This window comes from Yersinia fenwicki, assembly GCF_043099325.1.
GTDB lineage: Bacteria > Pseudomonadota > Gammaproteobacteria > Enterobacterales > Enterobacteriaceae > Yersinia.
This window is the reverse complement of the sequence record NZ_CP170755.1, coordinates 867950-891894: the sequence shown is the minus strand read 5'-3', so window position 1 is coordinate 891894 and position 23945 is coordinate 867950. Positions and strand designations below refer to the sequence as shown.

Here is a 23945-nt window from a genome sequence, read left to right as displayed (position 1 = left end):
CCTTGAGCTTTATTTCAGTCAGTTACCCGCATCATCGACGACTTTCTCACCACCTTCCTTGGTAAAAGCCTCTTTTTGGGCATCAGAAAGAATCTCCAATACCACTTCTGACGGGCGGTACAACCGAGTACTCAGCGACGCCACCACGATCGGACGATTAATCAGGATCGGATGTTGTAGCATAAAGTCGATTAACTGGTCGCCAGTAAAGTAATCTTCAGCAAGCCTCAGCGTTTCATAAGGCTCAACGTTTTTACGCAGCAGCGCCCGCGCCCTGATCCCTATGTCGGCAATAAAACCAACGACCATCACAAACGCTAGCGTGGCATATTTACTGAACCCTCACTTTCACATATTACATTCGAAAAACCATATCGAAGTTTCAACCCAGATGCTGGCACTATCCCTTGAATATTCTAGAAATATTATCCTGCACTATTAACTAAACACTCAGATTAATAATTAGTTTTCTCTCACATCTTTTCAAGAAAATGTTCGCGTAAGCCCCCCACCCTTGCCAAACTAGCCAGATAAACTAACAAACGGAGAGGGAATTCTCATGGGTGTGCCTCAAACTAAATCAGAACTTCTTTTAGCAATTGACAAAAACTACAATAAATTGTCAGGTTACCTCGAATTAATTCCGCCAGATTTAGCATCAGATAAATCAATGGAAGGGCATGCAAAAGACACTGTTATGAGTATTTGCAATCTTGTCGCCTACTTACTCGGCTGGAATAAATTAGTTATCAAGTGGATAAGCTTTGATGAAGAGGGACAGCCGATAGATTTCCCGGAAACAGGTTATAAGTGGAACCAGCTTGGTCTGCTCGCCCAAAAGTTTTATCGTGACTATAGCGATTTGGATTTACTCTCGCTAAGAAACCAACTACAGAGCGCAAAAAATGAAATCGTTGAATCTATCAATAAGCGATCAGACGATGACCTGTATGGAAAAGCGTGGTATGGAAAATGGACAATGGGAAGAATGATTTCTTTCAATACGTCTTCACCCTACTCCAATGCCTGCGGCAGATTAAGAAAATGGGCAAAGGAAAATAGCCTGAAGCTATGAGTAAAGCTCCAGGAAATTTTGGGCGTGAGAAAGTGGATCGTCTAAGTCAGCTAGCGCCCTTCTCAAGCATAACGTTCAAAAAGTATAGATGTCTGCATTCCTTCCCAGTCTGTATTAATCTGTCGGGCATTTAGCTTCATCTGGGGGTACCTTTTAGGTGGGTATAATTTGATACCCCCATATATACCCCCCGCTATAAGTAGATTTCAATAGACGAACATGTATATAGGAATAACTAGATTAGCCTGAGAAGTGCAGATTTACTGGGTTTGATGGACTTCGGGAGATACTGAGAGACGTTAAGTTGGAGCGGGTGAAGGGAATCGAACCCTCGTATAGAGCTTGGGAAGCTCTCGTTCTACCATTGAACTACACCCGCTTCGGTATGCGGTTTGCATTATAACCGGTTCTTTGACGTGGGCAAGCGAAGATATAGTCTAAGCGCAGGTATTTTAAGCAATTAGATTAAACCAAGTATAACTATCGCTGTTTTGTTTGATAAAAAGGGCGCGGGAGCGCCCTAATAGATTTACCGTTAACCGGGGTAACTTATTTCACCGGACGCATCGCTGGGAACAAGATCACGTCGCGGATGGTGTGGCTGTTGGTAAACAACATCACCATACGGTCAATGCCGATGCCTAGACCCGCAGTCGGCGGCAAGCCATGTTCCAATGCAGTCACATAATCTTCGTCATAGAACATCGCTTCGTCATCACCGGCTTCTTTGGCGCTAACTTGATCAGCAAAGCGTTGTGCCTGATCTTCAGCATCATTCAGCTCAGAGAAACCGTTACCAATTTCACGGCCACCAATGAAGAATTCGAAGCGGTCAGTGATAAACGGATTATCATCATTACGTCGTGCCAACGGAGAAACTTCTGCTGGGTATTCAGTGATGAAGGTTGGTTGAATCAGGTGGCTCTCTGCGGTCTCTTCGAATATTTCGCATTGAACGCGGCCCAAGCCCCAGCTCTTCTCAACTTTGATACCTAATGATTCAGCGATAGCCACCGCTTTATTCATATCGTCTAAATCAGCCACATTAGTTTCTGGACGATATTTGCAAATAGCTTCTTTCATGGTCAATTTGGCAAAAGGCTTACCAAAATCGAAGGTCTGGTCGCCATACTGCACCACACTGCTACCCAGCACGGTTTCAGTCAGTGTCCGGAATAACTCTTCGGTCAACGCAATCAGATCTTTGTAATCCGCATAAGCCATATAGAGTTCCATCATGGTGAACTCCGGGTTATGACGCGGCGAAACGCCTTCATTACGGAAGTTACGGTTGATTTCGAACACTCGCTCAAAACCACCGACAACCAGGCGCTTCAGATACAACTCTGGGGCGATACGCAAGTACATATCGATATCCAGCGCATTATGATGAGTCACGAATGGACGCGCTGAAGCACCACCAGGAATCACTTGCATCATAGGAGTTTCGACTTCTATAAAGCCTTTTTCCACCATGAAGCGGCGAATACCTGACATCACTTGTGAACGAACTTTGAATGTATTGCGGGATTCGTCGTTAGCGATCAGATCCAGATAACGTTGACGATAGCGGGTTTCCTGATCAGCCAGGCCGTGGAATTTATCCGGCAACGGGCGCAGCGCTTTGGTCAGTAAACGCAATTCGTTACAGTGGATAGACAGCTCGCCAGTTTTAGTTTTGAACAACTTACCGCGCGCGCCCAAGATATCGCCGAGATCCCATTTTTTGAATTCTTCGTTATAAACGCCTTCCGGCAGGTCATCGCGGGATACATACAATTGGATACGGCCACCGACATCTTGCAGCGTCACAAATGATGCTTTGCCCATAATACGGCGAGTCATCATACGGCCAGCAACGGTCACTTCGATATCCAGCGCTTCTAATTCTTCATTTGTTTTTTCACCGTACTCGGCATGCAGCTGGTCTGAGAGGTGCTCACGACGGAAATCATTAGGGAAAGCAATCCCTTTTTCCCGCAGTGCAGCCAGTTTTTCCCGACGAGCTTGTAACTCACTATTGAGTTCTTGCGCTTGCTCAGCGACTTGTGTTTTTTGCTCTGACATCTCAGTTCCTTATAGCCCGGCTTTCAAACTTGCTTCGATGAATTTGTCCAGATCGCCATCCAGTACCGCTTGCGTGTTGCGTGTTTCCACACCGGTACGCAAATCTTTGATACGAGAGTCATCCAGAACATAAGAACGGATCTGGCTACCCCAGCCGATATCGGACTTGTTATCTTCCAGCATCTGTTTATCAGCATTTTTCTTTTGCATCTCAAACTCATACAGCTTCGCTTTCAGCTGTTTCATGGCTTGATCTTTGTTCTTATGCTGAGAACGGTCATTCTGGCATTGAGTCACGATATTGGTTGGAATATGGGTAATACGTACCGCAGATTCTGTTTTGTTGACGTGCTGACCACCCGCACCTGATGCGCGGTAAACGTCAATACGCAAGTCCGCCGGGTTGATGTCGATATCAATATCGTCGTCAACTTCTGGATAAACAAAGGCAGAACTGAACGAAGTATGGCGGCGGCCACCAGAGTCAAACGGACTTTTACGTACCAGACGATGTACGCCAGTTTCAGTACGTAACCAACCAAACGCATAATCGCCGATGATTTTGATAGTGGCTGATTTTAAGCCTGCAACATCACCATCAGACTCTTCGATGATTTCGGTTTTGAAACCTTTGGCTTCAGCCCAACGCAGGTACATACGCAGCAGCATGCTGGCCCAGTCCTGAGCTTCAGTACCACCGGAACCAGCTTGCAGATCCAGATAACAGTTGGCGCTATCATATTCACCAGAGAACATTCTGCGGAATTCGAGTTGGCCCAATTTGCCATCAAGGATATCTAACTCAGCAACCGCTTCGTTAAATGTCTCTTCGTCGTCAGCTTCAATAGCCAACTCCAGCAAGCCAGTCACGTCGTCCATTCCTTGATCCAGTTGATCAATGGTGGAGACAATCTCTTCCAGCGAGGAACGCTCTTTACCAAGAGCCTGAGCGCGCTCAGGTTCATTCCAGACGTCGGGCTGTTCCAGCTCAGCGTTTACTTCTTCCAGTCGTTCTTTCTTGGCATCATAGTCAAAGATACCCCCTGAGAACGGCTGTCCGATCAGACAGGTCCTGAATTCGGTTTTTTACCGGGTTTATTTCAAACATGGTTTAAAGTCTTACGTTAAGTCGTAGATGACGGAATGTCATTATACCCGTCATACTTCAAGCTGCATGTGCATTGGCTGCCTTCGTTCACCTGAATCATTGACTAACGTCAACTCGCCAGGATTTACTCAATTGCCACCTTTCTGCAACTTGAACTATTTAGGGCACAGAATTGGTAATTCTAACGGATCTATACGACGGTTTATAGCTTGTTGGCTATATTTGTAGCTATCCCTTTCCTATTTGCTGCTGCAACTGTGTTAGCGGCTCTCAGTCACCCGAATCACTGACTAATGTCAGTGATTCGGGATTATGGGCCTCATCAGAGGTTCACACTGCGGGCTAGCGCAAGCGCCGTTCAAAATGGTTTACAACCAATTTGTCATTCGTTGGCTTCCTTGCTGCAACACCAACTACTTTGGGTATAGAATAATATTGTGGTTTACTAATACGGCCACAGATGCTGAATCAGCAGCTGGACACTGCGGTTACCGCGATACTCATTAATATCGAGTTTATAAGCCAGCTTAACTTCACGCACACTGCTATCCGGCCATAAAGTCGTATCAATATTAAACGCGATGCCATCCAGTAAAGGCCCGCCATTCAAAGGCTCAATCATAAGTTTCAGGTGGCGCTCCCCCACCAGCCGTTGTTGCAAAATACGGAATTTCCCGTCAAATGTGGGTTCAGGGAAGGATTGCCCCCAGGGGCCGCCATCTCGCAACAACTCCGCTGTTTCCAGTGATAATTCGTTGCCATTCAGTTCACCGTCTGACCAGATAACGCCCTCCAACTGCGAGGCATCCATCCATTCACCGACTAAATCTGCAAAGCGCTGACGGAATTCATCGAATTTATCCTGTTCCAGTGATAGTCCCGCTGCCATAGCATGACCGCCAAACTTCAGCATCAACCCTGGGTTTAAGGTATCCAGGCGCTCAAGAGCATCTCGCATATGCAAGCCTGCCACACTACGCCCCGAGCCTTTCAGTAAACCGTCACCCGCTGGGGCAAAAGCAATAACTGGCCGGTGAAAACGCTCTTTAATGCGTGAGGCCAGAATCCCGACCACCCCTTGGTGCCACTCTGGGTGAAACATCGCGATACCATAAGGTAATTCAGTGCTGGTGCGCTCTAACTGGTCACAAAGTTGCAAGGCTTCAACCTGCATACCCTGCTCTATCTCGCGGCGCGTTTGATTAAGCGCATCAAGATCAATTGCCAGTGCTCTGGCCTGAGCAATATCGTCACTCAGCAACAACGCCACCCCGATAGACATATCATCCAAGCGCCCAGCCGCATTAAGCCGTGGGCCAAGGGAGAAACCCAGATCGTTGGCGGCCAATTGGCGCGCATCGCGATTGGCGACCTCCAGTAATGCACGAATACCTGGCCGGCATTTCCCTGCACGAATACGGCTTAGCCCCTGATGCACCAAAATCCGGTTATTAGCATCTAATGGCACCACATCGGCAACCGTTCCCAGCGCCACCAAATCCAGTAACTCAGCCAGATTAGGTATCGCTAAAGCTCGCTGTTCAAACCAGCCACTGTCTCTAAGACGTGTACGTAATGCCAGCATCAGATAAAAGGCGACGCCCACTCCGGCCAAGGATTTGGAAAGGAAATTACATCCTGCCAAATTTGGATTGATGATCGCTTCTGCTGCTGGCAAGGTTTCCCCCGGCAGGTGATGATCGGTAACCAACACCTGGATACCCAGAGCATGGGCCAAATCCACTCCCGCATGAGAGGAAATACCGTTATCGACAGTGACGATCAGTTCTGCACCACGGGCAGCAACTTGCTCGACAACTTCGGGACTCAGCCCATAGCCATCTTCAAAACGATTTGGCACCAGATAATCAATATTACTGCCACCCATGCTACGTAAAGCGAGCACTGCCAACGCCGTACTGGTGGCGCCATCGGCATCAAAATCACCAACAATCACAATACGACGTCTGTCAGCTAATGCTTGCTGCAACAGAGTCACTCCGGCTTCAATTCCGTCGAGTTGCTGCCAGGCAAGCAGGCCTTTTACACCGCGTTCCAATTCTTCTGCACTTCTTACACCACGGCTGGCATAAAGGCGGCGCAGCAATGGATGTAACTGGTCTGGCAAATAGCTATCATCCACCGCCTCACGACGGCGAAGTTGAGTTTTCAATGTCACGGAAGATTAACCCGCCGCTTTTGAGGAAGCCTGGTGCTTATTCAGCATCTGTAACATTTCTTTTGGCTCCAGATATCCTGGAACGATAGTGCCATTTTGCAACACGATGGCTGGGGTGCCCTGAATACCAAACTGCACGCCTAACTTATAGTGCTCAGAAATATCGGTTTTACAGGTTGCAGGTGATATATCGACACCTTTCATTGCATCATCGAATGCTTTGTTGCGATCAGCCATACACCAGATTGAGCGCATGTCTTTTTCTGCCTGAGAGCTCAACCCCTGACGTGGGAAGGCCAGATAACGCACGGTAATCCCCAGCGCGTTATAGTCACTCATTTGTTCGTGCAATTTATGACAATAGCCGCAGGTGATATCAGTAAACACGGTAACAACGTGCTTCTCTTGCGGTGCTTTATACACAATCATTTCTTTGCTCAATGCTTCCAACTTTTTCACCAGCATCTGGTTGGTCACATTCACCGGTTGGCTACCGCTCACATCGTACAGCGGCCCTTGCAACAAGTGTTTACCATCGGCGGAAATATAAAGCACACCGCTGTCAGTCATCACGGCACTCAAACCGGGGATAGGTGATGGTTGAATGTCAGCTTTCTGAATATCCAACTTTTTCAGTGTCTGTTGAATAGCGGCATCATCAGCGTGAGCCAGCCCGGTGAATGCAGCGATAACGATCGGCAGCAGTAATAAACTTTTTTTCATTTATAAATCCTATCTTTTTCCACTCGGCATAGTTTTCATAAAAAACAATTATGCACGCGGATGATGCTGTTGATGTAGCAACTTCAAACGCTCAGTCGCTACATGGGTATAAATCTGGGTCGTCGACAGATCACTGTGGCCCAGTAACATTTGTACCACACGCAGGTCCGCACCGTGATTTAACAGATGCGTGGCAAAAGCATGCCGCAATACGTGGGGCGAAAGCCGTTCACTATCAATACCGGCAAGGATCGCATAGTGTTTGATTCGATGCCAGAAAGTCTGTCTCGTCATTTGCTGGCTGCGATTGCTCGGGAATAACACATCCAGCGAATGGCCGTTGATGAGCCACGGGCGGCCATGCTCCATGTAATTCTCGATCCAGTACACCGCCTCTTCACCCAATGGCACCAGGCGCTCTTTATTTCCTTTACCGATAACTCGCACTACCCCTTGGCGCAAACTCACATCGCTGATGGTCAACCCAACCAGCTCTGACACCCGCAGACCGGTGGCATAGAGGACTTCCAGCATCGCCTTATCGCGCAATTCTAGCGGGATATCGACATTGGGGCAGTTAAGTAATGCATCAACCTGCGCTTCGCTTAAATCTTTGGGTAAGCGCTGCGGTAATTTGGGTGATGACAGCAGGGCTGTCGGGTCATCTTCGCGTAATTTTTCGCGGTATAAATATTGGAACAGTCGACGCATCGCACTGAGCAGCCGAGCCGAACTGGTGGCTTTATAACCGCCCTCAATGCGCTCGGCAAGGAAAGACTGCAAGTCATGCGGACCGGCGCGCAATAAATCGCTGCCATGATGCACTAACCATCCGCTCAGCGCATGTAAATCCAAACGATATGATGCCAGTGTATTCTCTGCCAGATTCCGCTCCAGCCACAGGGCATCAAGAAACTGTTCAATCAGCGGGTTATTTTGCTGTTGCATGACTGTTTCTCTCTTTGATTGGATGGACAGCCATTATGCCTGATGACGGGACAAATCTGGTACACTCGATGCTATTCCTTATTAGTAATGCTATGGCTATACATCATGAAGATTGGTCTCTTTTACGGCTCCAGCACCTGCTATACCGAAATGGTGGCAGAAAAAATCCGCGACATCCTCGGCGAAGATCTGGTTGATTTACATAACCTAAAAGATGTCAGCCCCCGAGTAATGGAAAAATATTCCATTTTGATTCTGGGGATCCCTACCTGGGATTTCGGCGAATTACAGGAAGATTGGGAAGCTGTTTGGCCGCAATTAACACAGCTTAATCTCAAGGGAAAGATTGTTGCCATGTATGGTATGGGCGATCAATTCGGTTATAGCGAATGGTTCCTTGATGCTCTTGGGATGCTGCACGACCATATCGCGCCGCTAGGGGTGAAATTTATTGGTTTTTGGCCAACAGATGGGTTTGAGTTTACCAGCCCGAAACCGCTCAGTGCCGACGGTAAACACTTTGTAGGGCTGGCGTTAGATGAGGTTAATCAATACGACTTGAGTGAAGAGCGCATCGAACAATGGTGTGATCAAATTCTGCTTGAGATGGATGCCCTGCTTTGATCGGATAAACGGGCATCCACAGTGCCCGTTTGCTATACCCGTTTCTACTTATACAATTTTATTTCCATAACCGGAAAGAGTCTTGAGCATCGCCCCCAGCTATAGCAACATCGCTCGATATCTCTTCATCTTTTCGTTCGCAATGTGTTAATTCTGCATTTTTTTGCCCGATTAAACGTTGTGGGGAAGCCACTTGATACCAGTCTAACCGCCGGGTCAGTAACATGACTGCCGCGAGAATAATAAACAGTAAACCCGCACCTAATAACAGCGCATTGTCTTCTGATTGTAATAGTCCAAATAATACGCCGTACAGCAGTAATAGTCCGCTTGCAAACAATGCGCCACGCAACCACCCACCTAGCACTGCACTTAAATAGACAGCAATCAACATACTGCAACTCAAACTGGCGATAATATAAGCCAGCGTGAACCCTAAATGTTCAGAGAACGCCAGTAACATGAGGTAGAACAACACTAATGCTGCGCCCACCAGCAAATACTGAATAGGGTGTACACGCAATGACGTCAGGCTCTCGAACAAGAAGAAGCTAAAGAAGGTTAAGCCAATAAATAGAATGGCATATTTAATGGCGCGCTCAGTTAACTGATAGTGGTCAACCGGCTCAATCAAGCTGGTGGTGAATGCAGGCAGTTGGTCAAAATCAAAACGTACATTATCACCGGAAAAGTTGATATTCATGCTGTTAGCCAACCAGTTACTGCTCCAATGTGCACGGAAGCCTTTTTCCTCTACTTTACGTTGTAATGGCAAAAACTCACCGACAAAATTAGGATGCGGCCAGTTGCTCTGTAACGTCAGTTCACTGCTACGCCCGACGGGCACAACTGAAAGGCTGTTGGTGCCTGCCAGTGTCAGTTTAAAATTAACATCAAATTTGCCCTGGCGAACCTGCTCGATAGTCAGCTGTGCATGCACACCTTGCGCCGTGCGCCCCAGGAATGCCCCCGGTTCGAAATTAATTTTTGTATCGCCCAGGCTTAACGGCGAAATCTGCTGAATCCCTCGCGAATCACTCAGTGCCAACACTAATGACGGCATGCCGATGGTGACACCTTCGCGATCTAAATCATCTAACGAGGAAGACTCAAATTGCCCGTGGAAATAGAGTTCCCCCTGATAGACCTGAGCCTGATAAATACCCAATTGGCGAACTTCAACATCCGGCGCACCAGTGATTGTCATTATCTCCGGCAATAAATAGCGATGGCGGCTCACCCGCTGCCCCTGTTTCTTACCATCAACTTCGGTTTCAATCCATTCGCTGTAAGGCACGACAATCAGCGGCCCAAGGATCTTTTGTGCGCGGCTGGTGCTGTCACTGACTTTGTCGACCACACTTTGGCGGTAGCCACTGCGTTCATTGATAACATTCAGCAGCATTTCTTTCGGAATCATCATCAAAAGAATGAGCCCCAATAACGCGGCTATTTTCCAAAACAGTACGGATTTGAACATGACGTGCTCTCCTTTAAGGTCAGGAGAGCAGCTTAAGCTCGTGAAGTGAAAGGAAAATGAGGTTATGTGAAGTGAAAGTGAAGTCAGCGACTTAAGTGATAGCTAGCGGCAAGGTTAAACGAGCACACACCCCGTGTGGCTGGCGGTTTTCAAGGGAAACATTCCCTTGATGAATAACGGCAACTTCGCGCAAAAAATTCAGCCCCAATCCGGTACTTTTTGGGCTATTAGGCCGCGCTAGTGAATAAAAACGGTCAAAAATCTTCTCTTGGGCATAATCCGGGATGCCACTGCCGGTATCTTCAACGGTAATCAGATATTCACCCGCTTGCCTGGTACCGCTTAATGTCACTTCGCCATCCGCTGGGGTGAAATCCAATGCATTATCAATCAGATTGGTCAACGCTTGACTAAGCAACAACCCGTCACCGGTTAATGTCGCACTTTCGGCACAGATTAAGCGCAAGTTAATACCTCGGCTGACTGCCTGAGCTTCTTTGGCTTCTATCGCTTGCTTGATGATGCTGCTTATTTCTATTGGGGAAAGTTGCACGTCAACCCGACTTTCCAGTCGTGCCTGTATCAGCATCTTATCCACCAATTGCTGGATACGCACACTTTGCTGCTCAATATTCATCAGAAAACGCTGAGCTGTGACCGGCGGTGGAGATTCGCGTAGTAGCTCAGCCGCACCAGTAATCGCTGCCAGCGGGCTTTTCAACTCATGAGTTAGCGTGTGGACATATTGCTCAATATAAGCTTTGCCCTCTAATTTAAGTCGCATGCTTTCCAGCGCTCGTGCCAAATCATTCAGTTCGTTGCTACCCATCGCGGGTAGCGCAACGTTCTGCCCCTCAGAAACCCGTTCGGCATAATCGACCAGTTTGCCAATAGCCCGATTGATCCACCAGACAAACCCCAAGCCAATTAGCAGAGCCATCCCAAGTAATACGCCACCCGCCAGCAAGATTTTACGCTCACTGCGCTTGATTACCGGAGCCATAGAAATATTGGGTTTGCCCACACTGAGCACACCAATAATCTTATTCTCGGCAATAACCGGAGCGGCCACATACATCACCGAACTTTGTTCATCTGTAGGATCAGTGCGGGTGCTGCGGGCGCCGTAGTCACCCCGCAGTGTCAGCCAGACATCATTCCAGCGCGAATAGTCTTGCCCGACGGCTTTACCGGATGAATCAAAGATCACCCGTCCCTCAGCATCAGTCAGATAAACCCGGTATTCATTGCGATCCTTGCGGATACCTTCGATATTTGCGCCGATTGGCCGCAGATTGAGTGAAGCAAAAGCTTGCGCCAACTGACCACCAGCGACTTTATTTTGCAACATATCCTGACGAGCGAATTGCGCCAACAAGGTGGCGGTATCGACCAATGTTCCTTCCGTCGCGCGCCGCACCCCGGGCTTAACTTCCTGCACGAAAATACGAATGACAAAATAACCGGCGATGGCGACTATCAGAAAATAGCCCAGCAACAAACGCACACCTATTTTCATCAGAAATGGCTCATGTTCGATACGTCAGGCTGTAACCCAGTCCACGATGGGTGCGGATTGGCGACTCTTCATCGTTAGTCATACGCAGCTTTGAGCGCAGCGTTTTGATATGGGTATCGACGGTGCGATCCTGGCTCTCTTCTGCTTGCGCCCAGACAATATCCATCAATTGCTGGCGTGAAAATACACGATCAGGTGCCAGTAATAAGGTTTTCAGTAGCAGATATTCATAGCGAGTGAGCCATAAAACCTGTTGATGATAAATGACTCGCGCCCCCGCTTCGTCCAGAGTGAAATTGCCGAATTGATGCAAGGTGGCAGAAGTAGCCAAGGATTGAGATTTTTGCAGCCGCCGTAACACGGTGCGAACTCTGGCGCTCACCTCACGCGGCGAGAATGGTTTCGCGATGTAGTCGTCAGCGCCGATTTCCAAGCCGATAATCCGGTCCAGCTCTTCGCTACGCGCGGTTAAAAAGACCACCGGCAGTTCTGGTACTTGGGCCAGTATACGGCGACACAGGTCAAAACCGTTAATATCAGGTAAGCCGACGTCAACTATTGCCAGCACTGGCGGCCCATTGGCCAAAGCAGCCAGGGCGGGTTCCCCCCGGTCAAACCACCGGAGGGTAAAACCTTCACTTTCCAAGGTATAAATTAAGGTGTCAGCGATACTCGGCTCATCTTCCACCAGCCAGATTAAGGGCTTCATTAATTAATACCTTCATCGGAGCCAAATGAATGGCGTAATAGGAGACACAATCCCCGCCATTCCTCTTCAGACATGCTGTCCGCCGCCAGCCATAAACGCTTACGGGTTGAGCGATTGCTTGTCTGTTGTAAACTCAATAACACGCCATAACGGGTGATCCACGGCTGCTTAATGACAACCCACTCGTGCCGTTTCCATAGCACTATATTGCCGGGTTTCAGCCTGATCTCACCTTGGCAAGACGTAATATTTTTCTGGCTGCGGATACACTCAAACACCACTAACGTCAGTAACACGAGCCACAGCGCGGTATAGCCCTGAGGCCAAGGCGCAACCAGCGTGAGTGTGACCAGGACGCCGTGAGCTAATAGAGAGAAGAGTTGAGTGTGCCAGGATATCCGCAGGTCACATCGCCACTGGGCCACGGGCTTTATTTCGTGTTTGAATCAGTTTGACCATTTGACGCAGCTCGCTATCCTGCGGTTCCCCGTGATTCATCAACCAGTTAAATAAATCTGGATCATCACACTCAAGCAAACGGATAAAAACCTGTTTCTCGTTATCGCTCAAGCCATCATATTCATATTCAAAAAACGGCATGATAGAGATATCCAGTTCACGCATACCCCGACGGCACGCCCAGTGAATACGGGCTTTATTATCGATTTCCATGTCCTGATTGACTCCTCAAAAAAAGGATACTGATAGGCTAGGGACGGGATTATGCTGTTTTTTCAATCATATTCAGCATTCCGCCATAGAATCTGCGGCTATTGTACCTCAGATATCGTCGAATTCAGATATTGAATAATAATGGCCATTCCGTGGAATTACTGCTTGCAAAGCTACCCGGCTATTTTACCATTGGAGCATCGGTTCACTGTGCCGCGCTGATTAAGTCCCACTTATCCGCAGGTACTATTTATTTTAGGTAAACCATGGCTAATAACACTCCATTTGCTGCACAACCACTGGTCACCTCTTCCGAGCTGCCACTAACATTAGTCTCTCTTAATGACTGGGCGCTGGTGACGTTAACGGGCGCAGACCGCGTAAAATATCTGCAAGGGCAAGTCACGGCTGATATTGATGCGCTGCCCGCAGATCAGCATGTACTGTGCGCCCATTGTGATGCTAAAGGGAAGATGTGGAGCAACCTACGGTTATTTTATCGTGGCGAAGGGTTAGCCTTTATCGAACGCCGCAGTGTGCTTGATAACCAATTGAGCGAGCTGAAGAAATATGCGGTGTTCTCCAAAGTGGTGATTACCGCACAACCTGATACCGTTTTGCTCGGTGTGGCGGGCGCACAGGCAAAAGCTGCACTGGCGGAGATTTTCGCCGAGTTACCTGATGCTGAACATCCGGTAGTACAGCAAGGTGATAGCACGCTGTTGCATTTCTCGCTGCCCGCCGAGCGCTTCCTGCTGGTGACCGATACCGAGCAAGCGCAACAGTTAGTGGAGAAACTGGCTGACCGGGCGCAGTTTAATAACAGCCAACAGTGGCTGGCGCTGGATATCGAAGCAGGTTTTCCTATCATTGATACCGCTAGCAGCGCGCAATTTATTCCACAAGCAACAAACATTCAGGCGTTGAATGGCATCAGTTTCAGCAAGGGGTGTTATACCGGACAGGAAATGGTCGCCAGAGCAAAATACCGTGGTGCTAATAAGCGCGCACTCTACTGGTTGGCAGGTCAGGCCAACCGAGTGCCAGCGGCCGGCGAGGATTTAGAGTGGCAGTTAGGTGAAAACTGGCGTCGTACCGGTAGCGTATTGGCCGCCGTCGCACTCAGTGATGGCACGGTGTGGGTTCAAGCAGTGATGAATAATGACTTGGCGGCAGACAGTGTGCTGCGCGTGCGTGATGATGAGCAAAGTGTGCTTTCAATTCAACCGCTACCCTATTCATTGGAAGAAGATAAATAATACACTCTGAGGCCGGTTCTCCGGCCTCCTAATCAAACATACAAGTAGATCGCCATAAAGTGGCAAACACTGCCGCCCAACACAAAACCGTGCCAAATGGCATGACCGAAGCGAATGCGCTTGGAGGCATAGAAAATCACGCCCAACGTGTATAACAAGCCACCAATAGCCAATAATGCTAAGCCGCCAATCTCAAGCTTTACCGCCAGTTGATAAATCACAATCAATGAAAGCCAGCCCATCGTCAGGTAAGTCACCAGCGACAGCATTTCAAAGCGATGTGCAAAGGCCAATTTGAAGATGACGCCCACCAGTGCCAATCCCCATATCACCGCCATCAAGCCATGGGCTAACGGAGAGTCCAACCCCACCAATAGAAATGGTGTATATGTCCCAGCGATTAAGATGTAAATGGCGCAATGGTCAAACTTCTGTAGCCAGAGTTTCGCCTTGCGATGTGGGATGGCGTGATACAACGTCGAGGCTAAAAACAGCAGAATAATACTGCCGCCATACAAACTGTAACTGGTTAACGCCTTGGTATCGGCCCCATTATCTAACGCCTGCACCAATAGCAAAACCAAACCGATAATGCCAAACACCACGCCAATACCATGACTGATGCTATTGGCTATTTCTTCTGCCCACGGATAAGACGGTGTTGTCGCTACGGCGGGGGTGACCAGGGTCGAGGGTATAGCTGATTTATTCTTCAATACTAATTATCCTGAAAATGAATCGTTATCTCATCCGATGAGCGCAATAGTTATTCAAAAGCTGTACAAAAAGAGTGCGTACAGATTAACTGAGAATAATTCCAGTGTACACGTGTACGCTTAAATATTCTGTCAGTACATGTAACCCGCCGTGTCTGTGGTTCAAATTAGGATGACAAATCGAGCTTGAGCAGCAATTATTGCTCAGCGCCAAAAACAAAGGGTAATTTATGTCATTAGCAGTCTTGGATTTTGGTCCACTGACAGAAACTATTCAGTTTCTGATGGAAATCGATAGGCTAAAAGATATTCGCCACAGTTGTAGGCGGCACAGCAAAAAGGTTGGCTGAAGTAACTGAATACTCGCTTATTTCCCACCGGCTAAATCCAATACACTGCCAGTGACATAAGAGGCATGCTCTGACAGCAACCAGACGATTGCCTCTGCCACTTCTTGTGGATGCCCGCCGCGTTTCATTGGCAGTAAGCTTTTTACCCGATCAACTCGCCCCGGCTCACCCCCGCTGGCATGTATATCGGTATAGATTAACCCCGGACGAACGCCATTCACTCGGATGCCCTCTGCCGCCACTTCCAATGATAAACCGGTGGTGAGTGTATCAATGGCCCCTTTGGAGGCGGCATAATCAAGATATTCACCTGGCGCGCCTAGACGGGCTGCGGCAGAAGAGACATTAACAATCGCACCGCCATTACCACCGTGGCGCAATGCCATGCGCTTGACAGCTTCGCGGCTACATAAAAAGTAACCCGTCACATTGGTACTCAATACCCGATTAATCCGCTCAGCCGTTAATCCTTCGATGCCCGATTGGGTAAACAAAATGCCCGCATTATTGACCAGTGCGGTGATCGGCCCAAGCTGGGCTTCAAGTTTTTCAAATAGCGCAACTACTTGTAGCTCATCAGCAATATCGGCTTGTAACGCCACAGCTAACCCACCGCCAGCGGCGATCTCTGCCACCACCTGTCGGGCAGCTTGTTCATCATTGATATAATTTACCGCAACCCGATAACCGTGCTTTGCTAATAACAATGCCGTGGCACGGCCAATGCCACGACTCCCCCCTGTCACTAACGCGACTTTTTTATGCATATCCCATTTCCTTATTCCGTCGTCAGTCATTTTCTCAATTTGAAGAGTAAGAGTAGGCATTAATAGAGTTAATACTAATAAAGTAAAAGGGCCGCTTGCGCGACCCTTTGTTATTTGCTGCAAAAAATTACTCGTAATCACTTATTGGTACACATGAGCAAAATAAATTACGGTCACCGTACACATCATCCAGACGTTTCACGCTCGGCCAGTATTTATTCTCCATCACACCTGCCACCGGGAATACCGCCAACTCACGGCTGTAAGGATGCTGCCACTCACCGACCAGCTCAGCTTGAGTATGCGGCGCATTCACCAACGGGTTGTCTTCCAGTGGCCATTCAGCACGAGCCACTTTCTCGATTTCCGCGCGAATAGCCAGCATGGCGTCGATAAAGCGGTCTAACTCAACTTTACTTTCTGATTCAGTCGGTTCCACCATCAACGTGCCCGCCACCGGGAAGGACATGGTTGGCGCATGGAAGCCGAAGTCGATTAAGCGCTTGGCGATATCCATCTCGCTGATACCTGTTGCTTCTTTCAGTGGGCGAATATCTAAAATACACTCGTGCGCCACACGACCATCATGGCCGGTATACAGCACCGGATAGGCCTCTTTCAGGCGAGTTGCAATGTAGTTGGCATTCAGAATCGCGACCTGACTGGCTTGTTTCAGTCCATCAGCCCCCATCATACGGATGTACATCCAGCTGATAGGCAAGATTGATGCACTACCAAATGGTGCCGCTGAAACCGCGCCCTGTTGGGTCGTCATGCCATCAATTTGCACGACACTGTGGCCCGGAACAAATGGCGCTAAATGCGCTTTAACACCAATCGGCCCCATACCTGGGCCACCACCGCCGTGTGGAATACAGAAGGTTTTATGTAAGTTCAGGTGAGAAACATCCGCGCCAATATAGCCCGGGGTAGTTATTCCAACCTGCGCATTCATGTTCGCGCCATCAAGATAAACCTGACCACCAAACTGATGCACAATCTGACAAACTTCACGGATGGTTTCTTCGTACACGCCGTGAGTCGACGGGTAAGTCACCATAATACAAGAGAGCTCATCACCTGCTTCACCCGCCTTCTGGCGCAAGTCATGCAAATCGATATTCCCTTGCTTATCACAGGCCACCACCACTACGGACATACCGGCCATTTGTGCCGATGCCGGATTGGTGCCGTGAGCCGAGCTTGGGATCAAACAGATATGACGGCTCGCCTGATTGCGGCTTTCATGGTAGCGACGAATCGCCAGTAACCCTGCATATTCGCCTTGCGCGCCAGAGTTTGGCTGCATACAAACCGCATCATAACCCGTTAATTGCACCAACCATTGTGACAGTTGACCAATCATTTGTTGGTAACCCGCAGCTTGTTCCGGCGGGCAGAAGGGGTGTAATTCAGCGAACTCCGGCCAGGTGATGGGGATCATCTCTGCTGCGGCATTCAGCTTCATGGTGCAAGAACCTAACGGGATCATCGCCTGATTCAGTGCCAAATCTTTGCGTTCTAAACGATGCATATAACGCATCATTTCGGTTTCGCTGTGATAACGATTAAATACAGGATGAGTCAGAATGGGGTCCTGGCGCAACATACCCGTTTGAATCGACTGGCTATTCTGGCTGACTTTTGCATCAAGCAGGTCAATATCGAGACCGTGGTTATCACCGGCTAACAAGGTGAAGAGAATTTGAATATCTTCACGTGAGGTGGTTTCATCCAGCGTGATACCTACTGCGCCATGAATATCAGTTCGCAGATTAATACCAAAACTCAATGCGCGGGCCAATACAGCAGCTTTGTCTTTCACTTCGACAGTCAATGTATCGAACCAATGTGCGAAACGCAGTGCCAGACCCGCTTGTTGCAAGCCCGCAGCCAGAATATCAGTCATGCGATGAATACGACCCGCGATGCGCTGCAAGCCTTGTGGGCCATGATAAACCGCATACAAGCTGGCGATATTGGCCAGTAAGACCTGAGAGGTACAGATATTGGAGTTGGCTTTCTCGCGGCGGATATGTTGCTCGCGAGTTTGCATCGCCATACGCAACGCGGTATGACCAGCAGCATCGCGGGAAACCCCGATAATCCGACCCGGCATTGAGCGTTTAAACTCATCGCGGCAAGCAAAGAATGCCGCATGTGGGCCACCGTAGCCCATCGGTACCCCAAAACGCTGAGCAGAGCCAAACACCACATCAGCGCCCTGCTGACCCGGTGCGGTCAGCAGCACCAGCGCCATAATATCGGCGGCAACGCTGGTAATGATTTTGCGTTTTTTCAGCTCAGATAGCAGTGCTGAATAGTCATGCAGTTCGCCCGTGGTGCCGACTTGTTGCAGCAACACACCAAACACGCCTTCTAACTCCAGCACTTTTTCAGCACGGTCAACAATCACTTCAAAACCAAAGGTTTCTGCGCGGGTCAGAACGACATCCAGCGTTTGTGGATGGACATCATCGGCGACAAAGAAACGATTAGCGTCTTTTAATTTACTTGCACGTTTTGCCAACGCCATGGATTCTGCAGCTGCTGTGGCTTCATCCAATAAAGAAGCTGAAGCCAGATCCAGGCCAGTTAAGTCTTGGGTGAGTTGCTGGAAATTCAGTAACGCCTCAAGGCGACCCTGTGAAACTTCTGGCTGATACGGAGTGTAAGCCGTGTACCAACCGGGGTTTTCCAGCATATTACGTAGAATAACCGGCGGCGTCAGAACCGGGCTGTAGCCCATGCCGATATAGGATTTATAGCGCTGATTCTGGCTGGCGATCCCTTTAAGTTCTGCCAACGCCTGATGTTCTGTGGCGGCTTCCCCCACCGGAGGCGGGCTTGGCAATTGGATATCTGCCGGAACAATCTGCTGGATCAATGTACTTAACGAGTTGGCACCAACAGCGGCCAACATCTGTTGCTGTTGTTCAGTAGAGGAGCCGATATGGCGCTGAATAAAAGCATCGTTATGTTCAAGCTGGCTGAGATTCTGAGTCATGTGCTACAAATTCCTGAATAGGGCATGGGACGGGGTTGTTGACAAAGTGCGTGCTACTGAGAGAACAGGCAGATCGTAAAGACGCCGTCAATCCATCCCTGGAGGCTCGAGCCGCGCCATCCCTGGCGCGGACGCTTGACTCTTCTGCCTGCTCTCACCGCCAAAGATCAAGTCATCGGGGTTTGTCAGCAGTTTGGCTCCCAAAAACGGGACCACGTTCATCTACTCGTCGATAGTCGCCTGATAGGACTCGGCATCTAACAAACTATCCAACTCACTTTCATCAGAAGCTTTGATGCTAAATAGCCAGCCATCGGTATAAGGCGCGCTGTTCACCAGCTCAGGGGAGCTTTCCAGTTCAGCATTCACAGCGATGATTTCACCACTGATTGGCGCATAAATGTCAGAAGCAGCTTTAACGGATTCAGCAACAGCACAATCGCTGCCAGCGGAAACTTCACTGCCTACTTCAGGCAAATCCACAAACACCATGTCACCCAGTAGCTCTTGCGCATGCTCGGTGATCCCGACGCTGTACACACCATCACCATCGGCACGAACCCACTCATGAGATGACGCATATTTCAAATCTGCTGGTACATTGCTCATTGCTGCTCCTTAAAAAGGGTAGAGCCAAAAAGGTGTGGCTCGTAGAATTCGGAATACTCTAAATAATTACAGCGCGACCGGTTTACCCGCCCGCACAAAACCCGGTTTTGTGACCCGCACTGGCATTTCACGGTTGCGGATTTGCACTACTGCATTTTCGCCTATCCCCGCAGGGACACGGGCCAGCGCAATACTAAAGCCCAGTGTAGGAGAGAATGAACCGCTGGTTATCACGCCAACATGCTGATTGCCCGAATCATCAGAAAAATGCACCGGTAACTCATTACGTAATACACCTTTTTCGGTCATGATCAAACCTACCAATTGCTCAGTTCCGTTAGCACGTTGCTGCTCAAGTGCTTCGCGGCCGATAAACTGGCGGTCTTCTGGCAACCAGGCAACTGTCCAGCCCATATTGGCGGCAAGTGGCGAAACGCCTTCGTCCATTTCCTGACCGTAGAGATTCATACCGGCTTCCAGGCGCAAAGTGTCACGAGCACCAAGGCCAGCAGGTTTCACACCGGCAGCCAATAATTGTTGCCAAAATTCGACAACCCGCTCTTTAGGTAATGCAATTTCGTAACCTGCTTCGCCGGTATAACCGGTGGTGGCGATAAACAAGTCATCAACCTGAATACCAAAGAACGGTTTCATTCCTGCGATCGCTTGTTGCTGCTCAGGAGTGAGTAAGGTCGCGACTTTCTGTTGTGCTGTTGGGCCTTGCACTGCTACCAGTGCCAAATCATCACGTACAGTGACATCAACCTGATACGGCTTAGCATGCTGAATGAACCAGTTCAGATCTTTTTCGCGGGTAGCAGAGTTAACCACTAAACGGAAATAGTCTTCGCGTAGGAAATAGACAATCAAATCATCGATAACACCGCCGGAGGCATTCAGCATTGCGGTGTAAAGGGCTTTGCCCGGTTGGGTCAGCTTGGCAACATCATTAGCTAATAGATAACGCAGGAATTCACGGGTACGGGCACCGTGCAAGTCGACAATAGTCATGTGCGAGACATCAAACATACCGGCATCCTGGCGCACGATATGGTGCTCGTCGATTTGGGAACCATAATGCAATGGCATCATCCAGCCATGAAAATCTACCATGCGCGCACCGCACGCTACGTGTTGGTCATACAGCGGGGTCTGCTTAGCCATCTACTCTCCCTCAAACAGTTTCATGCCATGGATGTCTAGTACTCTGACTTACCATAAACAGGCATATACCCTAGATAATTCGGGTTGCAGGAAGGCGGTAACTAAGTGAATCCCCAGGAGCTTACATAAGTAAGTGACTGGGGGGAACGAAGGCAGCCAACACACATGCAACGTGAAGTATGACGGGTTTACGCAAACGATACCTTTTGCTCAACGTTATCACCGAATCTATTAGGTAACCATAAGGTAAAAGAGGCAATAGCACCCACTAAGGCGACAAAAGGCAGGGGTATTGTGCAGAGTTTTCCACTGTAAAAATGCGCCCAGAGGCACATAATTAACAATTAAACCGTAAAAATAGCGATGTTATATAACGAAACAACCAAAACCCTGTCAGAATCAACTTGTCAGGTTTTGGTTGTATATAAAAAAAACTAATGCGAAAAGTGGGCTGAAATTAGATTATTTCAACTGAGGCGGCTTTTATATCCTGGATTATTCATCAAGCCAATCAGGCAAATCATTTAACCCCATCGCCTGACGCACTAACTGTGGTTTGATACCCGGTAAGTTATCAGCCAATGTTAGCCCAATATCACGCAGCAGTTTTTTAGCGGGATTATTTCCGGCAAATAAATCACGAAATCCCTGCATACTGGCAAGCATCACCGCAGCACTGTGTTTACGGCGACGTTCATAGCGGCGTAAATAAAGGTGTTGGCCAATATCTTTGCCCTGACGCTGCAAGCGCCGGAGTTCTGAAACCAATTCAGCAGCATCCATAAAACCTAAATTCACCCCCTGCCCGGCCAATGGATGCACAGTATGGGCAGCATCACCGACCAGAACCAACCGATGAGCGGCAAAACTACGCGCATATCGCCCGATCAATGGGAAGGTTTGGCGCTCGCTTTCAAGCTGGCATTGCCCCAGCCGCATATCAAACGCCATTCCAAACTCACGGTTAAACTGCTCAGCGGACAGCGCGGTTAACTCGGCGGCGCGCTCAGGTGAGACTGACCAAACAATCGAGCTAAGATGTGGGTCGCTAAATGGCAGGAATGCTAAAATACCGTCGCCATGAAACACCTGCCTGGCCGTGGCCTGATGGGTTTCTTCAGTGCGAATAGTGGCCACCAGCGCGTGATGGGCGTAATCCCAAAATGTCAGTGGGATATCAGCATGTTGGCGCAACCAAGAGTTGGCCCCATCAGCCCCAACCACCAGTTTGGTGCTCAGCATCCGGTCATCTGTCAGAGTAATAAATGCTTCACTTTCGCCCCAAGCCACCTGTTTGATACTGGCGGGGGCCAGCAAGGTGACATCAGCCAATTGGCTTGCTCGTTGCCAGAGTGCCTGCTGAATGACCTGATTTTCAATAATATGTCCAAGATGGCTAAAACCATACTCATCGGCGTGGAAAGCAATTTTGCCAAAACTGTCTTGGTCCCACACTTCCATGCCACTATAAGGGCTGGCGCGTAGAGCCAAGATGTTATCCCACACACCAGTTTTTTGCAGTAAGCGCTCACTGGCTGCATTGATCGCCGAGACACGAAGCGCTAACTCACCGGTCACTGGCGCAGATAGCGGCTCTTGTTCTGGCTGGTGTTCCAGAATGGCAATGCGTAGACCGCTGCCTTGCAACCCACAAGCCAGTGCCAGGCCGACCATTCCGCCACCAGCGATTACCACGTCATATGATTGCATACCGAGATATATCCCATGAAAATATGAACTTTATTTACCCGATAGATTTCTCGATGCAGGAAGCAACGTGAAATATGATGGGTAAAACTAGCGACCGACCCATCCCAGTGTGCGCCGCGCGAAAGTATCACGGATTGCAGGTATTTGCTCCATCGACATCAAAGCAAGATTGCGGCCAACCACCAACGGCCCATAGCGGTTGGCAAACAGGTGAATTAACCCATCAGTGATGCCAATGGTTGCCCGTTGATCCGGTTCCCGCCGCTGTTGATATTGACTGAGTACCTTATAATCACCGGGATCATCCCCCGCCCGCGCGATAGTTTCTGCCAATGACATCACATCACGCAGACCGAGATTAAACCCCTGACCGGCAATCGGATGCAATGTTTGGGCGGCATTACCGACTAATGCCAGACGATGACTAACATGGCGCGTGGCAGTGAGTAATTGCAGCGGGTAACTGTGGCGTTTGCCAGCATGGAGCATTTTCCCCAAACGCCAGCCAAAAGCGCGCTGTAATTCCGCCAGAAAACGGGCATCATCCCAGCTATCAACTTGGGCTCTATCTTCTTTGGCATGACACCACACCAATGAACTGCGCCCCTGAGACATCGGCAGCAGCGCCAACGGCCCATGACGGGTAAAGCGCTCAAAAGCACGCCCGTTGGGTAGCTCAGAAGTCGTGACATTAGCGATCACCGCAATCTGTTGATAATCCTGCTGCTGCCACTGAATGTTACAGGCCTGAGCCAATGCGGAATGAGAGCCATCCGCCGCCACCAGCAGTTTAGCGTGAAGCTGTTGGCCGTTATCCAATGTCACCGCGGCAGATTCAGCCGTGCGAACCACATCAACCATTTTGGCCGGGCAATGCAGGGTCACTCCCGGTGCCTTCTGTAATAAAGCAAATAGCCGTTTACCCGCATCAAACAACTCGATAACCTGACCCAGTGCCGGAACGCGATAATCTTGCGCCCGAAGGTTCACAAAACCGGAATGGCCACTATCACTGACGTGAACATGTTCTATGGCGGTGGCACAATCGGCCAGAGCCGACCAGAGGCCAATACGATCCAATTGCTGACAGGTGCCGTGCGCCAAAGCAATGGCTCGCGCATCAAAACCCGGATGCAGCCTGCTATCAGGACGCTGCGCTTCAACCAACGCCACCGGCATCTTCCCGTGCGTAAGGGATGAAATAGCCAGCGCCAGTGTTGCACCGGCCATACCGCCACCGACAATTATCACGCTCATCA

The 23945-nt window shown here is 49.1% G+C and carries 20 protein-coding genes, 1 tRNA gene and 2 pseudogenes; 4 read left to right on the top strand and 19 right to left on the bottom strand.

Going from position 1 to position 23945, the window contains the following annotated elements:
- Nucleotides 1-18: 18 nt before the first annotated feature.
- Nucleotides 19-306: pseudogene (locus ACF3VQ_RS04080) on the bottom strand (ArsC/Spx/MgsR family protein); the annotation flags it as partial.
- Between the two features lie 253 nt (nucleotides 307-559).
- Here ACF3VQ_RS04080 and ACF3VQ_RS04075 point away from each other — a divergent pair.
- Complete coding sequence (locus tag ACF3VQ_RS04075) at nucleotides 560-1075, top strand: ClbS/DfsB family four-helix bundle protein (protein ID WP_392433508.1); 516 nt, start codon at nucleotides 560-562, stop codon at nucleotides 1073-1075.
- Between the two features lie 305 nt (nucleotides 1076-1380).
- Here ACF3VQ_RS04075 and ACF3VQ_RS04070 read toward each other — a convergent pair.
- The 6 genes from ACF3VQ_RS04070 to xerD all read right to left on the bottom strand — a co-directional run bounded on the left by ACF3VQ_RS04070 (nucleotide 1381) and on the right by xerD (nucleotide 8100).
- Nucleotides 1381-1454: transfer RNA gene (locus tag ACF3VQ_RS04070), tRNA-Gly, on the bottom strand.
- A gap of 170 nt (nucleotides 1455-1624) precedes the next feature.
- Nucleotides 1625-3142 carry a lysine--tRNA ligase gene (lysS, locus tag ACF3VQ_RS04065; protein WP_392433507.1) on the bottom strand — a complete coding sequence of 506 codons (1518 nt, stop codon included), beginning with the start codon at nucleotides 3140-3142 and terminating at the stop codon, nucleotides 1625-1627.
- A gap of 9 nt (nucleotides 3143-3151) precedes the next feature.
- A protein-coding gene (gene prfB, locus ACF3VQ_RS04060) for a peptide chain release factor 2 (RefSeq protein WP_392433506.1) occupies nucleotides 3152-4250 on the bottom strand; the annotation gives its coding sequence in 2 pieces (ribosomal slippage) (nucleotides 3152-4174 and nucleotides 4176-4250; 1098 coding nt in all).
- 445 nt (nucleotides 4251-4695) lie between these two features.
- Nucleotides 4696-6429: a single-stranded-DNA-specific exonuclease RecJ gene (gene recJ, locus ACF3VQ_RS04055; protein WP_392433505.1), complete on the bottom strand. Its 1734-nt coding sequence runs from the start codon at nucleotides 6427-6429 to the stop codon at nucleotides 4696-4698.
- Nucleotides 6430-6435: 6 nt separating this feature from the next.
- Complete coding sequence (gene dsbC / locus ACF3VQ_RS04050; protein WP_392433504.1) at nucleotides 6436-7152, bottom strand: bifunctional protein-disulfide isomerase/oxidoreductase DsbC; 717 nt, start codon at nucleotides 7150-7152, stop codon at nucleotides 6436-6438.
- 48 nt (nucleotides 7153-7200) lie between these two features.
- The gene (xerD, locus tag ACF3VQ_RS04045; RefSeq protein WP_392433503.1) at nucleotides 7201-8100 is read right to left on the bottom strand and encodes a site-specific tyrosine recombinase XerD; all 900 of its coding nucleotides are present in this window, start codon (nucleotides 8098-8100) and stop codon (nucleotides 7201-7203) included.
- A gap of 105 nt (nucleotides 8101-8205) precedes the next feature.
- On the opposite strand from xerD, the gene fldB reads away from it, so the two are divergent.
- Nucleotides 8206-8724 (top strand): flavodoxin FldB, encoded by a 519-nt coding sequence (gene fldB / locus ACF3VQ_RS04040; RefSeq protein ID WP_392433502.1) that lies wholly within the window; start codon nucleotides 8206-8208, stop codon nucleotides 8722-8724.
- Between the two features lie 58 nt (nucleotides 8725-8782).
- Here the strand turns inward: fldB and creD are convergent, their stop codons facing one another.
- The 5 genes from creD to sdhE form a co-directional block, all read right to left on the bottom strand.
- Nucleotides 8783-10204 carry a cell envelope integrity protein CreD gene (gene creD, locus ACF3VQ_RS04035; protein WP_392433501.1) on the bottom strand — a complete coding sequence of 474 codons (1422 nt, stop codon included), beginning with the start codon at nucleotides 10202-10204 and terminating at the stop codon, nucleotides 8783-8785.
- Between the two features lie 91 nt (nucleotides 10205-10295).
- A complete protein-coding gene (gene creC / locus ACF3VQ_RS04030; RefSeq protein ID WP_392433500.1) occupies nucleotides 10296-11723 on the bottom strand; it encodes a two-component system sensor histidine kinase CreC in 1428 nt (475 codons plus the stop codon).
- A 10-nt stretch (nucleotides 11724-11733) separates the two neighbouring features.
- The gene (gene creB / locus ACF3VQ_RS04025) at nucleotides 11734-12432 is read right to left on the bottom strand and encodes a two-component system response regulator CreB (RefSeq protein WP_392433499.1); all 699 of its coding nucleotides are present in this window, start codon (nucleotides 12430-12432) and stop codon (nucleotides 11734-11736) included.
- On the bottom strand, nucleotides 12432-12857 hold the full coding sequence (locus ACF3VQ_RS04020; protein ID WP_392433498.1) for a protein YgfX: 426 nt from the start codon (nucleotides 12855-12857) through the stop codon (nucleotides 12432-12434). The genes creB and ACF3VQ_RS04020 overlap by 1 nt, the downstream gene beginning before the upstream one ends.
- Complete coding sequence (sdhE, locus tag ACF3VQ_RS04015) at nucleotides 12838-13104, bottom strand: FAD assembly factor SdhE (RefSeq protein WP_392433497.1); 267 nt, start codon at nucleotides 13102-13104, stop codon at nucleotides 12838-12840. The genes ACF3VQ_RS04020 and sdhE overlap by 20 nt, the downstream gene beginning before the upstream one ends.
- Before the next feature lie 266 nt (nucleotides 13105-13370).
- Between sdhE and ygfZ the strand changes: the two genes are divergently transcribed.
- Entirely contained in the window at nucleotides 13371-14363 is a 993-nt protein-coding gene (gene ygfZ, locus ACF3VQ_RS04010) for a tRNA-modifying protein YgfZ (RefSeq protein WP_392433496.1), read from the top strand.
- Between the two features lie 32 nt (nucleotides 14364-14395).
- Here ygfZ and ACF3VQ_RS04005 read toward each other — a convergent pair whose 3' ends face one another.
- Nucleotides 14396-15079, bottom strand: coding sequence for a hemolysin III family protein (locus ACF3VQ_RS04005; protein WP_392433495.1), 684 nt, complete (start codon nucleotides 15077-15079; stop codon nucleotides 14396-14398).
- Nucleotides 15080-15309: 230 nt separating this feature from the next.
- Here ACF3VQ_RS04005 and ACF3VQ_RS04000 point away from each other — a divergent pair.
- Nucleotides 15310-15393 (top strand): annotated as a pseudogene (locus ACF3VQ_RS04000) (HD domain-containing protein); the annotation flags it as partial.
- A 53-nt stretch (nucleotides 15394-15446) separates the two neighbouring features.
- On the opposite strand, the gene ACF3VQ_RS03995 reads toward ACF3VQ_RS04000, so the two are convergent.
- The 6 genes from ACF3VQ_RS03995 to ubiH all read right to left on the bottom strand — a co-directional run bounded on the left by ACF3VQ_RS03995 (nucleotide 15447) and on the right by ubiH (nucleotide 23943).
- On the bottom strand, nucleotides 15447-16196 hold the full coding sequence (locus tag ACF3VQ_RS03995) for an SDR family oxidoreductase (RefSeq protein WP_392433494.1): 750 nt from the start codon (nucleotides 16194-16196) through the stop codon (nucleotides 15447-15449).
- Nucleotides 16197-16323: 127 nt separating this feature from the next.
- Nucleotides 16324-19203 carry an aminomethyl-transferring glycine dehydrogenase gene (gene gcvP, locus ACF3VQ_RS03990; protein ID WP_392433493.1) on the bottom strand — a complete coding sequence of 960 codons (2880 nt, stop codon included), beginning with the start codon at nucleotides 19201-19203 and terminating at the stop codon, nucleotides 16324-16326.
- A gap of 222 nt (nucleotides 19204-19425) precedes the next feature.
- Nucleotides 19426-19812 carry a glycine cleavage system protein GcvH gene (gene gcvH, locus ACF3VQ_RS03985; protein ID WP_392433492.1) on the bottom strand — a complete coding sequence of 129 codons (387 nt, stop codon included), beginning with the start codon at nucleotides 19810-19812 and terminating at the stop codon, nucleotides 19426-19428.
- Between the two features lie 66 nt (nucleotides 19813-19878).
- Nucleotides 19879-20976, bottom strand: coding sequence for a glycine cleavage system aminomethyltransferase GcvT (gene gcvT, locus ACF3VQ_RS03980; RefSeq protein ID WP_392433491.1), 1098 nt, complete (start codon nucleotides 20974-20976; stop codon nucleotides 19879-19881).
- 495 nt (nucleotides 20977-21471) lie between these two features.
- Complete coding sequence (ubiI, locus tag ACF3VQ_RS03975; RefSeq protein WP_392433490.1) at nucleotides 21472-22686, bottom strand: FAD-dependent 2-octaprenylphenol hydroxylase; 1215 nt, start codon at nucleotides 22684-22686, stop codon at nucleotides 21472-21474.
- An 87-nt stretch (nucleotides 22687-22773) separates the two neighbouring features.
- Nucleotides 22774-23943 carry a 2-octaprenyl-6-methoxyphenyl hydroxylase gene (gene ubiH, locus ACF3VQ_RS03970; RefSeq protein ID WP_392433489.1) on the bottom strand — a complete coding sequence of 390 codons (1170 nt, stop codon included), beginning with the start codon at nucleotides 23941-23943 and terminating at the stop codon, nucleotides 22774-22776.
- Between the last annotated feature and the right edge of the window lie 2 nt (nucleotides 23944-23945).

Coding starts and splice junctions, on each gene's coding strand:
- ACF3VQ_RS04075 (WP_392433508.1), top strand. CDS start 560: ATGGGTGTGCCTCAAACTAAATCAGAACTTCTTTTAGCAATTGACAAA.
- lysS (WP_392433507.1), bottom strand. CDS start 3,142: ATGTCAGAGCAAAAAACACAAGTCGCTGAGCAAGCGCAAGAACTCAAT.
- dsbC (WP_392433504.1), bottom strand. CDS start 7,152: ATGAAAAAAAGTTTATTACTGCTGCCGATCGTTATCGCTGCATTCACC.
- xerD (WP_392433503.1), bottom strand. CDS start 8,100: ATGCAACAGCAAAATAACCCGCTGATTGAACAGTTTCTTGATGCCCTG.
- fldB (WP_392433502.1), top strand. CDS start 8,206: ATGAAGATTGGTCTCTTTTACGGCTCCAGCACCTGCTATACCGAAATG.
- creD (WP_392433501.1), bottom strand. CDS start 10,204: ATGTTCAAATCCGTACTGTTTTGGAAAATAGCCGCGTTATTGGGGCTC.
- creC (WP_392433500.1), bottom strand. CDS start 11,723: ATGAAAATAGGTGTGCGTTTGTTGCTGGGCTATTTTCTGATAGTCGCC.
- creB (WP_392433499.1), bottom strand. CDS start 12,432: ATGAAGCCCTTAATCTGGCTGGTGGAAGATGAGCCGAGTATCGCTGAC.
- sdhE (WP_392433497.1), bottom strand. CDS start 13,104: ATGGAAATCGATAATAAAGCCCGTATTCACTGGGCGTGCCGTCGGGGT.
- ygfZ (WP_392433496.1), top strand. CDS start 13,371: ATGGCTAATAACACTCCATTTGCTGCACAACCACTGGTCACCTCTTCC.
- ACF3VQ_RS03995 (WP_392433494.1), bottom strand. CDS start 16,196: ATGCATAAAAAAGTCGCGTTAGTGACAGGGGGGAGTCGTGGCATTGGC.
- gcvP (WP_392433493.1), bottom strand. CDS start 19,203: ATGACTCAGAATCTCAGCCAGCTTGAACATAACGATGCTTTTATTCAG.
- gcvH (WP_392433492.1), bottom strand. CDS start 19,812: ATGAGCAATGTACCAGCAGATTTGAAATATGCGTCATCTCATGAGTGG.
- gcvT (WP_392433491.1), bottom strand. CDS start 20,976: ATGGCTAAGCAGACCCCGCTGTATGACCAACACGTAGCGTGCGGTGCG.
- ubiI (WP_392433490.1), bottom strand. CDS start 22,686: ATGCAATCATATGACGTGGTAATCGCTGGTGGCGGAATGGTCGGCCTG.
- ubiH (WP_392433489.1), bottom strand. CDS start 23,943: ATGAGCGTGATAATTGTCGGTGGCGGTATGGCCGGTGCAACACTGGCG.